The sequence below is a fragment of the Yersinia massiliensis CCUG 53443 genome (assembly GCF_000312485.1).
Lineage (GTDB): Bacteria > Pseudomonadota > Gammaproteobacteria > Enterobacterales > Enterobacteriaceae > Yersinia > Yersinia massiliensis.
Genome location: NZ_HE997645.1, coordinates 424,019 through 439,752 on the forward strand (window position 1 = coordinate 424,019; position 15,734 = coordinate 439,752).

Consider the following 15,734-nt stretch of genomic DNA (forward strand, 5'->3'; position numbering starts at 1 on the left):
GGTGCATTATCGGCGGTGACTCTCAGATTCGCAGCGGTGATCGTTGCCGTATGACTATCAGCAATAAACTGGGTATTGACCGTTGTGCTGGTGCCATTGACCGTGGCGGTCACGGCAGTCGTTCCAACGGTGCTGTTGGTTAACGTTGCTGTCGCAATCCCATTCGCGCCAGTCGTGCCAATCACAGTAGTCACACTTGCACCATTATTCGCACTGAATGTGACGCTCTGACCCGCCACTGGATTACCGCCAGCATCGGTGACGATTGCTTGCACACTATTCGTCGCCGTGTTGTTAGCCGGTGCATTATCGGAAGTAACCGTTAAATTCGCTGCGGTGATACTCACCGAACCGGCTAATACCGTCACTTGCATTGTCACAGGCCGCGACACATTGCCTTGTTTATCATAAGCCACCGCGCCCAACACATAGGTATTACTGCCAGGGCTTGTTAGCTGATACGGCGGTAGTTTTATTTCCACCGACTGCAAAGATGTCATGGAAAGGCTGCCACCCACGGCGCTCAAAGCAGCATCGTCCCACTCAATACGATCAAGTGCATGCTTGCTAGAAACTTGTGCACTGACCGCGACACGTGTTCCTGCGTCACCACTTATTTGCTCAGGTAGAGACAGGCTAATCACATCCTGTTTTTGGTAATCCAAGACAATATTATTGTTCCGTTCAACCAAGTCATAGCGGCTGCTCGCTAATTGACGAGTTGATGCGACGGCTGACGGATTTATCTGGGACTGCCATGATTCACCCAGACGATAGTTCAACTGCAGATTAAAGCTGCTGTCATTGTGACTGCCTTTGCCTGCGCGATGCTCCACGCCAATAGTGACTAATGGGATAGGGGTGTAATTTACACCGGCAGTAATCGCATCGGGGTTTTTCTGACGTTCATCTTTGCCAAACAAAGCAACATCATCACCACGATACTTTTCATACATCAGTTTACCGCCCAGTTGCGGGTGAGAGGGGAGATAAGCTTCAGCTCTAATATCGTAACCGTTGGCTGGACGTTCATTGTCATCAGAAAAATCGCGTGACTGATGCCAGTCAGTGAGGGCGAAATAACTGTTAGCCGATAACTTCAAATAATCAGTCCAGGCTTCAGCACCCAGCCCAACTCTGCGGTTCTTGCCTGTGATGTCATTATCAAGAAAAGTATTCATGCCATACATCCAGTTATTCTGGAAGGTACGAACACCAACACCGACATTGACCGTATTACGGCTATTTTTATTCCGAGCACCTAATTGAGTAAAAAGTAATGATTTTTGTCCATCAGCTAATGGCAACAACACATCGGCAGCACTGCCATCTAATTTAAAATCATTATTGACATTGATCTGCACTTTTGCGGTGCCAAACTGGCTCAGCCATTGCTGAGCAGAACGATTAAGTTCATTGTTAGCCGTCGAACGAGCCATCTGCTGCACTGATTTTGCAGTATTCTCGTCCGATAAAAGGGGTGCTCTATCAGCAACATAACGCGCTATTTTTGTTTCTGCTGATTTCACCGAATTATTGTCTACCGAGAATGGCGAGCGCTGGCGCGGGATGTCAATTTCATCCCCAGCAGTTAATGCAGTAAAAGGTTTGGAGAAAATACGATGATGATTTATTTTTTTAGTTCATCAACTGACAGCCCGTATTTTTTTGATAGGATACCGACACTTTCATTAGTCTTTAGAATATAAGTTTCTGTCGCAATGTTTACTTCAACAATGTTGCCTGTGGCAGCGGGTGAAATAGAAGCAGCAATAGCAGGTGTAAATGACAAGCTTAAAGGAAAAAGGAATTGTAATAAAAGCGTAACCCAACCCATGACTCTGAGTTTTTGTTGTGGTGAATAACTAGCCACAAGCTTGAGTTGAGAGGGCGTTTTGTGCGCTTTCATCCAGAATATGTGACGCATTTATCTATACCTCATGAATGCCTGGTGTATTTAACAGGTATTATTATGAGGTAATTCTTATTTTAACTATCTTAGGCGCCCTCTTGAATTGTGTAGGAAATTTCTTGTTGTATGAATATTAATTCATTAACGGGTCATTCTATTAAACAAGATAATAATAATGCTCAGCTAATATAACGAAAACTGAAAGTAATAAAATAATCGCGCAACAATCACTCTCAATTCACGTAGATAAAGCAACAAATCACTAACAAACCATTCGGCATATCGCCCTATTCCACCCGACCAAACGCCGCCTTATGGTCGCGTTTGATCAGGCGTCATCACGGTGGCATGAATCCTCAACCTCAGACTCACACACCCGAGTTACATCTGCTTAATGGCTTCTGTTCTTACCGGTAGCGGGTCAACCGCTTGTTCAGCCTGAATTTCTTTCCTGACATTAAGAATACCGATTTTGAAGTGATGGTGCCGGGTGGCACATTGCGGCCAAACAATGGCGGTATCATTGGCCCCAGTGCGGTCTCTTTTGTGGAAGGATTCCGTGCTGACTATCTGATCACCAGTATGGGGCAATTGACCCCGACGGCAGTCTATTAGAATTTGATGTCAATGAAGCCAGAGTAGTGAAAGCGATGATGGCTCATGCTCGCCATATCTTGTTAGCCGCAGACCACACCAAGTTCCACGCGTCCGCAGCCGTTGAGATTGGTAATGTGGCACGCGCAACGGCCCTGTTTACCAATGCTCCCCCCCACTCAATTAGCCGAGATACTGCAACAGCAGCAGGTAGAAGTGGTGATTGCACCATTACCGAATACAAGTATTAGCCCCACGCTGAACAACGGCACGGGGGCGTCTTAGAGTCACCGCTTAGGGTATCCGGCATCGCGATTGGCGCAATGCCGGAATGGCTATGGCTATGGCTGCGACATCCCCTCCGTCCCTGATGTGAGTTTCTGCCTGATTAGCAATTGCACTGATCTCTTTTCTGCTTATCTCGATTTAAGCACGAGTACAGGTATAGACCACTCATTTGCTAGATTAAAACCAGTATAAAATCCCAGAATAAATTAGGCTTGGACGATAAATAAGGATATTTATTGCAATACAAAATTTGTGGGTATTAAACGACTGGTAAAAACGAATAGAAACACTAGATTTAATATTGTAACGCGAGAGCACAAAAATCACGCAGGAAATAATTAGCAGACTATAAATAAAATCAGACTGAATACATTAAATCACTCAGGTAATCTCAATGGATTAATCATAGTCCATCGAATACAGATTATTAATATTGCCCGACACTCAGCTTCAATTATTTATTGTCAAAGCTACTCTGGCCGTGGACATAAAGCGGCACAACAATTTTAGGTAAATTAATGCCATAGCCATTTCAGGGTCGAGTTTAATGACTCGGAGGTTCTATCTCATCTATTACCACTGCATTGCTTAATAAAGAAAGATAATATTCTTTAATAATAACGTCGAATTTCGTCATTAATATAAACCCGATAATTATTATCGATAAATACAGCAATTAATATCTGATTCAATCTTGTTTGAGGAATTATGCTATGAATCTATTTCGCCCAGCATTAGGCCCTATTGTCGGCCACACAACTGATAGTTCCTGCCGTTTATGGATTGCCGCTTACGATACGCAAGATGAGAATGATACATCCTCCAATATCCGGAGCATCGGAGTCCTCGGTGTTGTGGGAAGTGATAACAAAGTGGCTAAAGAGAATATTTATTATTTTCGTCTACACCGAAAATACCATCGCACGGGTACATTTAATCTCGGCAAAGACATCACTTTGTGGGCCACAGAAGAAGAGAAGCTACAACTTAAATCATTCTCTCTTAAGCCTGATACCACCTATCAAGTTCGTATGGCTTATCTGGAAGTCAGCCTCAATACAGAAGAAGAAGAGGAAGATGATAGTGATACTAGTGAGCAAGTGGTCCAATATTTGCCACCCGTCAGTGTCTGGGCTGATCAACTCAATCGCGATGATATTAGCCCTGTCTATGTTGTTGCTGATTTTAAAACTCAACCGAAGAGTGGCAATAAGAGAGTTCCACTCAATTTTATATTCGGTTCATGCAGGAACAATTGGTTCAATGGCCTTCCATTTAAGAAAAAAGACTCTGATAAAATATTCAAATACATTTATCAGGATCACGCCAGTGCTAATTTTATCTTAATGGTGGGTGACCAAATCTATGCTGACTCACTGTGGAAAGCAGCGGTTTTCAAAGCAGATACCTACAAAGAGTTTGATGAGGCTTATCATGAGGCATACCGCACACCACATTTTAGAGCCTTGACCTCACACATCCCTGTTTACATGATCCTTGACGATCATGAAATAGAGGATAACTGGACACAGGACAATATAGACAGCCCACAAACACTCGCGAATTATTTGGGGTTTAAAAGCAATAGCCGATACCTATTTAACTGCGCCATCAGCGCCTACCGTAGTTATCAGTGGGTACACGGACCGCACTTCGAAGACAGCTATATTAACAAAAACAGAAATGACTTAATCGGCAAAGATAGATTCCTTGCTCAATCGAAAGCACAAAATCTATTTTATGACTTCAATTACTGCGGTTACCCCTTCTTTGTCTTGGATACCCGTACTAGCCGATTTAAAAATTCAGCGGCCAGCCCAGCAGAAGATGATAGAAATATTTTTAACAACCATTTACTCGGTCGCCCTTCACTCAGTGCCGCCGAGCCAAATCAATTAGATCGTTTGTGTGCTTGGTTAATACATATGCAGAAAGATTACGGTAATCGCCCCAAATTTATCGTTTCATCCGGTGTTTTTGTGCCTAACGGTGTGGATACTGCGGGCACAACGACATATGCCATGCGCCAAAAAGATAAAAGTGACAGCTGGAGTGCCTTTCCTCAAACGCGCAATGAAGTTCTGAAGACCATTATTAAAAATAAAATCAAAAATGTTATTTTCCTCTCCGGTGATATCCACTGTACTAATATCGCGAACCTAGAAATCGTCGATACTTCAGGCAGCACAATACAGGCGTGGTCGGTGACCTCATCGCCTTTTTATTGGCCTTACGACATTATCGATGGCAACACCTTCGACTATATTCATGACTCACAGGATCCCAGAACCAAAGATGAATTCACTGTATACGAAACACTGACCAGTAACCCTCCTGCGGGTTCTGAATTAGGGACCATGAATTACACCAGTTGGGCCTATACACAGCAGAACAACTTCGCCAGTGTGAATATAGATCCCTTGAATGCCACATTAGTGATTCAGTTTTTTAATGAGGAGGGCAAGCCTTTCATACTGGAAAAACGTTCGAAGGATGTGAATACTAAGCCAGAAATCATTCAGTTAGAAAAGTGGTAATAATGAAACCCATCATGCGTAGCCTATGCCTTGTGGCTATCATTTTGTTGGGTGGGTGTCTATCTAAACCAGAGGTGGGTGCCCACCATCTCTGGTCTGCTAAAAATGCCGACTTCGCATTATTGATGTCATTCAGTTTCCCCGAATCAATCGAGACGGCGGCTTATTGGACGCCAACCGTCCGATTTTCTTCGCTCAAGCGCAGATAACTTTCATGGTACAGAGGCAGTTAACGTGCCGGGCAAATCTGCGCTATTGGTCATTTTACCCATCACGAAAGCCAGATTAGCCGCTGCGACCAAAGAAGCAGCGTGGGCATCTGTGCTCATCTGCTGCGCATTCAGTAAGCCATTGGCCGCCTCATTGGCAACTGTAATCGTTCCGACCCCATTACGATAAGATTCCAGCGCGGCGTCATAGGTGATAAAGGACGTTTTCACGAGGTTAAGTGCCGCCTGATTCGACTCCAGCGCAGAGCGTAGGGTATCTGCCGCCACCACAATTTCTCTGACAGCCAACTCCTGCGTTTTCTTAAATCCTTCAGCCGCCACCGCCGCGCGGGACTCGGCTTCTTTAACCCGTGCTGCACGTATCCCACCGTCGTAAAGCGGTACACTGACGCCCAATAAAATGCTGGATGATGACGTCTGCGGGCTGATGCCCGGCAAGCCCTGAATATCAAAACGCCCATCCCCACCTGCAACGGCCCCCGCCAGATAGACTTTTGGCAGGAAATCAGCTTCGGCAGCTTTGATGCCCGCCTTTGCCGCTTCGGCTGCCGCATAGCTGGCTAAGACATCTGGCCGTTGGGAAAGCGCTAAACGAATCATTTTTTCCGTCGGTGGACTGGCTACATCCGGCAAAGCACGGTCCTCGGCATAAGCGACGTTGATCGCCAATGTCGGGGACACCCCCATCGCACTCAGTAAGGCTTGATAAGCATCACGCTCAGTGCCTTTTGTCATCACGCGGCGTAATTCAGACTGTGCCACCTGTTGGCGGGCCAGCGCCACTTCGACCGTTGTCGCAATGCCATTTTTCCGGCGTTCTTCGGCAGCATCTTGGATTTTTAGGCTATTTTTCAGCGTTTCTTCGGCTATTTTCTGCTGATTTTGCGCTGCGCCATATTGGAAGTAAGTCCGGGTCACGTCATAAATCACTTTCTGATGCATGCCATTGAAGGTCACATTGGAGGCATAAGAGATGTGTTTTGCCGCATCCAGCAATGCGCTACGTTGCCCAAAATCAAAGATAAGCCATTGCAGTGCTAAGGCAGGCACAACAGCGCTGCCGCTGGTTTTCAGATCCTTTTCATTGCCGATAGCATAAGGTAGCGGCGTCGTCGTACTTTGGTAACCGCCAATCACACTGGCTGAAATGATCGGTAAAAAGATAGCCTCGCCCATTCCGACCGCCAATGCAGCTTGCCGTGCTTGCTGCCAAGCAATACGGGTATCAGGATTTTGGTTCTGGGCAATATCAATCAACTCAGGTAACGAATAGCGATGTTCACTCTTGATTGAAAGAGGCTGCGCCAGTTCTGCCACCAGCGGATTCGCTGGGACCGAAAAATTACCGCCCACCATCGATGCCCCCGTATTCGCATTCGGTGCCCAAGGTTCAGCATAAGACGCGGGGGCGAGATCCAAGCGATCGGTGGCACAACCTGCGATCAGCATGCTCAACCCCAATACCGAAAAAGTCAGGCTTATTTTGGCTATCCGAGCCTTCAATATCGCGTGCGTCATCATGTCTTCAAATTCCCAGAAGTTTCTCTAACCGCTTAATACGTTGTTGAAGAGTAAGATCATTCGGCGATAACGCATGCCGTTGAGATTCACTGTTCTGCTCTTGTTCGCCAGAAAATATCATCGCATCGCTGCCTGCTGAAAGACGACGTAACTGCTCAATATCAGAGGCCGATTTCTCCGTCGGTAGAAATAGCACAGGGCACAATTTATTCATTTCTGACAGTATGGCCAGTAGCCGTGCACACTCTTCTCGCGAGGGACGTAATTGTGCTGGCTCAAAGGGAACCAGTGCCAACTCTTCTTGTGCGCGATTAATTTCGTCTTCAACGGCAGTGGCTTCTCTTAAGGCTGCGGGCCGTGCTGTGGGGGATAATGCCGCTAAATTTGTCAGTCCTTCCAAGGCATGACGAATATGTATCCGCACCGAATCAACAATCGCCACTGGCCACAATCGCGTAAAGATCAGATACACCACAAGGTTACCCAACAAAATACCGAGCACCCTATCTAGGGCAACGCCCATATCCGTACTCGGGCCAAAACCTTGCAACACCGTCAGCAGGAAAGCCAAACCGACCTGTACACCGGCATAGGCAATACGCTCGTTACCGCATGACACCCAAGCCGCCAATAGAATGCAACCAAACACCAGCGCCATCAATTGCCCAATGTCATTGAGATGCGGAACAATGAAAATGATCGCCAACACCCCCATCAGCGCACCGATTAAGCAACCAATGATCCGTAACACGAGCTTATGAACGGTTTCACCGGTCGTCCCCAGTGCCGCCACATAGCAGGTGATCATGGCGGTATGAATGTCCTGCCAATCCAAGGCGGTATAAACCAGATAGCAAATCAGCGCAGCCGCCGTGGTTTTCAGTGCAAAACGCTGATGGACAGGGTTAGTCAGGGCGTCAGCAGCAAAGAAGGTCGATTTTGGGGCATCCAAGTCTTGCCCGACCTCTGCATTCGCCAGTGCTATCAGTGCATTTTTGATCTCGTCGATTTCATCGTTTGAAACCTCAGTCACAAAGTGAGGGAGAACGGTCTGTTGGCCGTCAGCCACCGCCTGCGCAGCATCACGACAGTAAGCCGCTAACTCGAGGCGCGCCGCCTCTGGTGTGTTAGGGGTAAGCGCCGAGGTGGCTAACAATAACCGATAACTGTTTTTTACCGCACTCTCCAGCCAGTGTGCCTCGGCAGAGGGGCGCAAATGAAAAATACGCACAAAAAGCGCACGTTGCTGATGCTCATTTTGCCCTTCTTGTAGCAATTCACGCACACGGGCCAAATTCGCCGCGTCAGGTTGCTGCAATGCTTCGGCAGCCGCGCAGAGCCGCTCAGATAAACTGGCGCGTAATAATGTTTGGGGCTTGCGGCCAAGGAAAAGGTTAAAACCAATGATCAATAGCATCGGGGCGACGGCCATTAACCAAGCATACAGCAGCCCTCGCGTGGCGACTTCGCCCATCGGAATATCGCTGATCAGCGTCATCACAAAGGCGATAACCAGCGCAATAATACTCCCTACCGGGCCAAGTTTGCTGGCAGAACCGAGGTAGAGAAACAGAAATGAGCTAATGATTAAGGCGGCCATGCGCAATGGCGCAGCCTCTAAAGTGAAATGAATCAGCAGAAACACCAGCCCCACGACCAGCGACACCAGAATGGTGATAGCGATTGCCATCACCATACTTTCTACGCCATCGGGCTTCATCACGAAAATAATCAGATAGCAGCTAATCGCCGATTCTGGGATGCCATAAATCATGGCCACCATAGCCATTAATGCACAGAGCGCAGCCACCCGCCAGGCCATCGCCACTCGACCGGGAAAATAGGCTAAATCCGCTCTTGCCTGACGGAGGATACCGCCAAGCGTACCGTCAGCAACCGTCGTCATTTCGCACGATAACCACAGCAGTCGCCCCAACTCGCATCAGGTCCTCCGGCGGTTTTTCCAGACTAATTCTGACGGGGAAACGCTGAACGACACGCACCCAATTCAATGATTTGGGAACATAAGGTAAGCCGCGAGGGATATTGAGCATATCCTCTGAGCTTACTCCCCAACCGATCCCCTCAACCCGCCCCTGAATCGGGCGTTGCCTGTCTGCCATCGCATACACGGTAGCGCAATCACCCACTTTGATATTCTTCAATTCGGTTTCACGGAAGAATGCCGAAGCATGCCAATGTTCAGTGTTGATCAGCGTGAAAATAGCCTGATCAGGGGCAACAAACTCCCCAACGGAAACGGTCAGCCCAACGACCCTACCATCATGGGCTGCACGTATTTGTGTGTTCGCCAGTTCCCGCTCGGCTATCGCCAACGCTGAGCGCCGCGCGGCCACCAGTGCTTCAGAAGCCGCGGTGCTACTGACCAAGGCTTCTGCCGCAAATGACTGTTTCAGTGCTTGTTTTAGGCTAACTTCCGCATCATGTTTCGCCGTGGCCGCATCATCGACTTGCTGTGCCGTCACGTAGCCTTTCGGGAGCAGTGGTTGTAACCGCGCTAATGTCTGAGTCGCTAGCTTGAGATTGGCCTGCGCTCTGACAATCTGTTCATTGGTAATCGCGGCATTGGATTGCTCGGCCACCACGGTTCTTTGTTGAGTATCACGAGCAGCCTCCGCCATTTTCAACTCAGCTTGGGCCTGTTCGACTTGAAGGCGATAGAGATCCGGTTCGATGGAAAACAGCAGATCACCACGTCGAACCTTGCTGTTCTCTTCGACGTTAATCGAAACAATACGGCCAGGAACTGAACTGGAAACATGTACCACGCTGGCTCCTAATTCCGCATCCTCAGATAACGGATTCAGTGTGGTCTGCCGCACCGACAGCCAACCCAATATCACTGCCGCAAAAATGATAATCCCAGCGACAATGAGCGCCAGTTGACGTTTACGCCCACTGCCTTGTTGTTTATTCATATTCATCATTCATCGCGCAAATAGTAATAGGGAACAGATAAATGCCACAGCAAGCGCTAGGCAAACATACACAAACAGCCGCCACGGCAGATGATCATCAATACCTATACGAATAAAGACAACACGCGCAATCACCGCCGTGATGATCCCGATAAAAGCGCAAGCCATCCACGACGGAAAATACGATCCCACCAACGAAAACAAAGGGGCTTCCACCCCTGAACATCCGCTCAGTGCAATCGCTAGCAACAGAACCCATGACCCACGCCATGGATTCCGTTTGACGGGACTTAAAAATGTGCAGAAAAAACCTTGTTGCTTCCTGAGGGAAGTCATATTACTCATTGAACGACCTCAATTAACACGTGACACCCCAACAGAAAATCAGGTTTGCCCTTTCAGTCACGATTACAGCTCGCTTCCTAAGGTATTTTTGAAAATTTGCCCATCTTTCATAATGACCTTAAATGCTTTCTCTGGCTGGGCAATCAGTTGGATATCGTCCAATGGGTTGCCTTCGACCAAAATCAAATCAGCCAGTGCGCCTTTTTCCACCACCCCTAACTTACCGGGATAAGGATTTCTCGGGCCTGATAACGCACAAAGTTCAGCGTTAACACTGGTTGCCATTCTGAGAACGTCAATCGGTGCATACCAGCGAGTCAGTTTGGCTAATTGAGCCCCCTGCCGAGTGGCTAGCCGCGCATCAAACAGCGTGTCAGTTCCCCACGCGGTCTTGATGTTATATTTTTTCGCCAAGCCGTATGCCGTGTCAGTACCGGCAACCATTTGAAGCTGCTTCGCGCGTGAAGCTGGTGTCGGTGTTGGCACGGCATCTTCATCATCAAGGAAGGGTTGCAGGCTCCACCAGATATTTTTATCTGCCATTAACTGAACGGTTTCTTCATCCACTAATTGGCCGTGCTCAATACACTTCACGCCACCTTTAATGGCCATGGTCACGGCACGCGCGGTATAGGCGTGGACGGTCACATAGGTTCCCCAGTTTTCAGCCGCTGTTACTGCCGCTTGTATCTCAGGCACAGAGCCTTCAGTCACGTCGATGGAGTCATACATGGAGGACACACCACCGCCCGCCATATATTTGAGCTGCGATGCACCGCGCATCAATTGTTCTCTGGCACGTAGCAAAACCTGATCCACGCCGTCAGCAATCGCAGTCATTCCCACCCGCTCGGCATAACTCAGAGGATCAGAAGGGGTATGAGGCAATTCGCCAATTAAGCGAAAATCACCGTGCCCGCCGGTTTGGGTAATAAATGCCCCCGAAGGGAAAATACGTGGCCCTTTGGCAATATGTTCATCAATTGCCCGCTTCAATCCAAAAACGGGCCCGCCCATGTCGCGTACTGTGGTGAACCCGCGCAGCAATGTGGCATCGGCTTCTGCAATGGCCAGTGCTTGAATGTAGTTAAAATCTGCCGTCATGGCGGTCATCATTGAGGGGCGAGCCATAATGGCGTGCCAGTGTGCATCAATTAAACCCGGCATCAACACGCCGCCCTGACCGTCAATCACTTCCACATCCGCCGACAACGGCGCATCAGCCGGTTCGACCGACGAAATCTTATTGCCTTCTACTAATACGCGTAGCCCATCTCGCAAATTGTCCGAAACACCATCAAAAACGCGGACATTAATAAATGCCTTCACGTGAACCGCATTGGCGGCAATGTCTTTATTTTGTGGTTTTGCGCTCGGGACGGCCGCCGCAACAGTCGCCGCAGTAATCGGGGCGGCTTTAGCTGCTTTCTGAGAAAATACCGTATTAATACGCCTAAACGCAGGACTTTGGCAGAGGCAAGCTTCGCTATGTGTGTGGGGATGCTTAATTAATGGCATGTAAGGCATGGAGCTCTCCTTTATGAACAGTTCCCCCCGGTTCAATAATCAGAGGGCCGCGAACGCAATCATAGAGCAAGTCATTATTATAGTTACTGCTGCAAAATGTAAATGAATTAAATTGGCTCTTGTTGCCAACAATTACCGAAAAAAAAATCAGCTATCGCCACTATTATTCGGCGTATAAGCCCGTGTAATGCGTTTTGATTGAGGTGGTGACGATAACATTAATTTAACGTTTGTTATTCTTGAGTACTAACATAAGAAAAATTTTATAAAAGAAGAAATGGTGACAGAGGTTATTCCTCTGAAACAGGGGCTACTGTCTCAAAAACAACATCAATTCGAAGAGATAGATGAAGCTAGGAAGTTGAAAAATATAGATAAATACATAGCATGATTATAGTAAATAGATATTACTATCACTTGGTTTTACTTTTAGAACACAGAAGATAAATAGCGCAATATCGGTTAAATCAAAGACTCACTCACTTTATTAACCCATTTCGTATAATTTGTTTTCGCGGCATCTAAAAATAGATAGTATCACTCAGCATTTTGCTCACTTTAACGACTGACTAAAACTGCGCTCAGGTATTTATATTAATTTTATTGACTAATGTATTATCTTATTAGGATGAATTTTTCACATGAACGGGATCATCAAACTTAGTATTGCTTCACTGCTATCACTCTCTCTTTTCCCTGCTTATGCACAAAATATCAATATTGATGTTCTGAGTGCGACAGTAAAAGACGAAAAAATTTCGGATGCCAATATTTTATTACAGCGCAATGGTGGGCAAACATTAACTGCCACCACGAATGTGAGCGGTAGCGCACAAGTCAATAGCCCCTCAGCGGACAATAGCGACAATTTACTGATTATAAAAAAAGAAGGCTATTCAACGTTGGTCGTTAAATGCCCTTGTGATGGCATGTCTTATGCCCTTAGCCCAGTAATGAAAGGGTTAGATAGTATTCGTGTGGTATTGACTTGGGGAGCGACACCGAAGGATCTTGATTCACATATGGTTTACCCCAATAACCATATCTATTTCAGCCAAAAGACAGGGGAAGAAGGTAACCTCGACGTCGATGATACCGACAGCTTTGGCCCTGAAACCGTGACCTTAAATAAAAAGCTTAATGGTCAGGATTATGTTTATGCCGTTCATGATTTCAGTGACGGGGACAACCCTAATACCCCGAATCTTTCGGCCAGTCAGGCGAAGGTCTTTGTCTATGTGGGTGAGTCGTTAGTACGTACTTACTATGTCCCTACCGGTAAAATCGGCAACCTTTGGACTGTCTTCAAAATAAATAAAACCGGTGACATTGAAGATATTAACGAATTCGCGGGTATGAATACTGAAGCATCGAGTGTCGCCAATAAATTGCAACCTTGGTTAGGCAATGCCGCGGTCGTTTCTCACGCCTCTCTTAACTCAGCCGATATTGAGCAGGTTAAGAACTTGAATTTACAGGGTGAAAAAGCCTATCAGGATAAGAATTTAGAATTAGCGATATCGCTCTTCACGCAAGCCATCAATATTGATGCTGAAAATGGCAAAGCCTACGGCAATCTTGGGTTGGTTTATCAAAAAGCGGGGAGAACTGCGGAGGCTATTTGGGCAAATCGTAAAGCGATTGCATTAGCCAGTGGGCCGAAAGCGGCCACTATTCGTGCAGGCGCTAACTATAATATTGCACGCATCTATGAAGCCGCAGGCCAAAATGCAGATGCACTGCGTTATTACCAATTAGCAAAAGCGGAAAAAAATAATCCTGTTTATGATACTGCCATTGAGCGTGTTAGCCATAAATAGGCGATTAGTCATCAATAAACAATTAGCCAGCCACCAATAAGTCACGACGAATAAAGGAAAGCTGGCGTTAATCATGACGATACTTCTATCCCCCACATATTATCAGTGGGGGATATTGGCTAACGCTGATATTCATTGTGTATTAGAAGGTGAAGACAGCAATGCATATCGATTGAGTAACTGGGTAAACCGGCTGTCTATCTGTTGGCGCAATACCGAGGGAGGTGTTTTTCCTGCGTCAGATTGTACCTGATACTGATGCAGTAATTCCTCTAGCGGCAATGCCTGTGTCAGCGGTTGCTGAATAGCAAAAACAACAGACTTAAGTTCAGAGACGGTCATATAACGCCCCTTTTTCTCATCCAATCCATTTAGCCGCTCAGCAAGTTGACGCAAGCGTTCTTGTGCCAGCGCGTAATGTTTCAGTTCAGCCAAGGGCGCAGCGCCTGATTCTCTCTGCTGTTGCCATAGCGTACTGAGTTGCTTCACTTCATGACTGGCTGGCCATACTTGTTGCGCTTGCGCCAACACAGCATCCCCTCGCGTCTGCGCCCACAGTGGGGGCAACACCGCCAATTGATCCAACTGCGAAGCGGTCGCTTGTAACACCGGTTCGGCCATGCGCGCCAATCGGGCATCTGAGGCCTGTTTTTTCAGTTCATTGATAGTGCTCGCCGTCAGTGGCGCAGATAAAGGGCTGGCATTGGCCAGTAATGCGTTCTGAACCGGATTCGATGACATCAATTGCCAAACATAAAAACCGGCCGTCATCCCGACCGCCATCACCATTAAACCGGCGACAAAGCCTTGCCGAGCATTCCAACGCGGGGGCGGAGGTGGCGGCAGCGCCACTTGCACGCGGGGGATGGCTGGCTCGCTAACAATATAAACGAGCGGTTCATTGTTCACGATAGGTGGAAGCGTAGAGTCGGACTGGGCGGGTGGCTGTGTCGAGCTAATAACTTGCCGTGTCGGCAGGGTCAAGCGGTCAGAAGTCTCAACTGCTGCCTCAGCGCTTTCCAAACGCAGTGCGGCGTTATGCAACATCAAGCGCACGCCGTCCAACTTACTCAGATGTTTCAGCTCTAACGTTTGTAGCTGCGTACACAATTGTTCTAACGCTCGCTCAGCCCGATAAACCTGCGCTAAATCACCGTAGCACAAGGTCATGGTACGCCAGACTTGTTGTAGCCGGTCACTCAACCAAGCCAGTAGTTCAACCCGTGCATGCGTTTGCGGCGGCCACAAGGTGCTCCACTGATGTGAGAGCAACCCAGCCAGCAGTTCTACCCCCTCACACAACCCAGCAATACCGGCAATGTGCGTCCGCGCGAGTGTAAAATCGACGGTCGTCTGTAATTCAACGCCGTTTTGGCGAAACAACGCCAGACAGAGCTGCTCAACCCGCCCCCAGTCAACATCAGGACGAGCAGGATGATGTAACTTACCGATTTCGTTCCGTAAAGCGCTGAATTCAGCAAAATGACGCGGGTCGCCACCGGTTTTCAGCGTGCGTTCAGATAAATGTGTCATGTCGATAACTCAAGAGTAAAAAAATGAAGGCACCTAAGTGTGATTACACAGATGCTCGGGGATCAAGGTACTGCTGCTGTTTCATATGCCTGATAAGCACTCGTCCTTCTGGCATAAACGCCGTGCCATACCGCACCAGCCCAACGCCTTTCAGTTCGGCATCAATGGCATATCGCAATTCACCGGGAATACCTTGCTCCAGAATCACGACATTGATGCTCTTGAGCCGCGGCTCGTATTTTAGCAACACATTCGAAAGGGTATCGATCAGTTGATGCGCCGAACCGGGCATGCCTTGCAAGATTTTGGTCATGTCCGGTAGGCCGAAGTCGGGGAGGTGACTGAGCGTACCGGCGCGACAATTAAGAATACGTTGCATGTTGTCGAGCACCGAGAGGATCTCCTGATCGGCTTCGCTTAACTGATGAAGATCGAGACCACCGGCTAAGTTACCGAACAACATTTCATACAGAGAAGGCTGAGGCATA

General features: G+C 47.6%; 10 protein-coding genes and 3 pseudogenes. 3 read left to right on the forward strand and 10 right to left on the reverse strand.

Annotation, left to right across the window (positions count from 1 at the left end; translation table 11 throughout):
- Both BN68_RS14470 and BN68_RS24445 read right to left on the reverse strand, forming a co-directional pair.
- Nucleotides 1–1,529: inverse autotransporter beta domain-containing protein (locus BN68_RS14470; protein ID WP_269212177.1), on the reverse strand; the 1,529-nt coding region annotated here is incomplete at its 3' end.
- A gap of 101 nt (nucleotides 1,530–1,630) precedes the next feature.
- Nucleotides 1,631–1,927, reverse strand: a complete 297-nt coding sequence (locus tag BN68_RS24445) for a hypothetical protein (protein WP_051144561.1) — start codon at nucleotides 1,925–1,927, stop codon at nucleotides 1,631–1,633.
- Nucleotides 1,928–2,371: 444 nt separating this feature from the next.
- On the opposite strand from BN68_RS24445, the pseudogene BN68_RS14475 reads away from it, so the two are divergent.
- Together BN68_RS14475 and BN68_RS14480 are read left to right on the forward strand one after the other, a co-directional pair.
- Nucleotides 2,372–2,791, forward strand: a pseudogene (locus tag BN68_RS14475) (DeoR family transcriptional regulator); the annotation flags it as partial.
- A gap of 716 nt (nucleotides 2,792–3,507) precedes the next feature.
- Complete coding sequence (locus BN68_RS14480; RefSeq protein WP_019211880.1) at nucleotides 3,508–5,331, forward strand: alkaline phosphatase D family protein; 1,824 nt, start codon at nucleotides 3,508–3,510, stop codon at nucleotides 5,329–5,331.
- 212 nt (nucleotides 5,332–5,543) lie between these two features.
- Here BN68_RS14480 and BN68_RS14485 read toward each other — a convergent pair whose 3' ends face one another.
- The 5 genes from BN68_RS14485 to BN68_RS14505 all read right to left on the reverse strand — a co-directional run bounded on the left by BN68_RS14485 (nucleotide 5,544) and on the right by BN68_RS14505 (nucleotide 11,893).
- Entirely contained in the window at nucleotides 5,544–7,082 is a 1,539-nt protein-coding gene (locus BN68_RS14485) for a TolC family protein (protein WP_019211881.1), read from the reverse strand.
- Nucleotides 7,083–7,086: 4 nt separating this feature from the next.
- Nucleotides 7,087–8,988 (reverse strand): FUSC family protein, encoded by a 1,902-nt coding sequence (locus tag BN68_RS14490; protein ID WP_019211882.1) that lies wholly within the window; start codon nucleotides 8,986–8,988, stop codon nucleotides 7,087–7,089.
- The gene (gene mdtN, locus BN68_RS14495) at nucleotides 8,972–10,021 is read right to left on the reverse strand and encodes a multidrug transporter subunit MdtN (RefSeq protein WP_019211883.1); all 1,050 of its coding nucleotides are present in this window, start codon (nucleotides 10,019–10,021) and stop codon (nucleotides 8,972–8,974) included. The genes BN68_RS14490 and mdtN overlap by 17 nt, the downstream gene beginning before the upstream one ends.
- Before the next feature lie 9 nt (nucleotides 10,022–10,030).
- Nucleotides 10,031–10,366, reverse strand: coding sequence for a YtcA family lipoprotein (locus BN68_RS14500; RefSeq protein ID WP_049607757.1), 336 nt, complete (start codon nucleotides 10,364–10,366; stop codon nucleotides 10,031–10,033).
- Between the two features lie 63 nt (nucleotides 10,367–10,429).
- Nucleotides 10,430–11,893, reverse strand: a complete 1,464-nt coding sequence (locus BN68_RS14505; RefSeq protein WP_019211885.1) for a metal-dependent hydrolase family protein — start codon at nucleotides 11,891–11,893, stop codon at nucleotides 10,430–10,432.
- A 641-nt stretch (nucleotides 11,894–12,534) separates the two neighbouring features.
- Here BN68_RS14505 and BN68_RS14510 point away from each other — a divergent pair.
- On the forward strand, nucleotides 12,535–13,713 hold the full coding sequence (locus tag BN68_RS14510) for a tetratricopeptide repeat protein (RefSeq protein ID WP_019211887.1): 1,179 nt from the start codon (nucleotides 12,535–12,537) through the stop codon (nucleotides 13,711–13,713).
- A 132-nt stretch (nucleotides 13,714–13,845) separates the two neighbouring features.
- Here BN68_RS14510 and BN68_RS24605 read toward each other — a convergent pair.
- The 3 genes and pseudogenes from BN68_RS24605 to tssE all read right to left on the reverse strand — a co-directional run.
- A pseudogene (locus BN68_RS24605) lies at nucleotides 13,846–14,616 on the reverse strand (VasL domain-containing protein); the annotation flags it as partial.
- A 101-nt stretch (nucleotides 14,617–14,717) separates the two neighbouring features.
- Nucleotides 14,718–15,246, reverse strand: a pseudogene (locus BN68_RS24610) (type VI secretion system ImpA family N-terminal domain-containing protein); the annotation flags it as partial.
- A 43-nt stretch (nucleotides 15,247–15,289) separates the two neighbouring features.
- The gene (tssE, locus tag BN68_RS14520) at nucleotides 15,290–15,733 is read right to left on the reverse strand and encodes a type VI secretion system baseplate subunit TssE (RefSeq protein ID WP_019211889.1); all 444 of its coding nucleotides are present in this window, start codon (nucleotides 15,731–15,733) and stop codon (nucleotides 15,290–15,292) included.
- Between the last annotated feature and the right edge of the window lies 1 nt (nucleotide 15,734).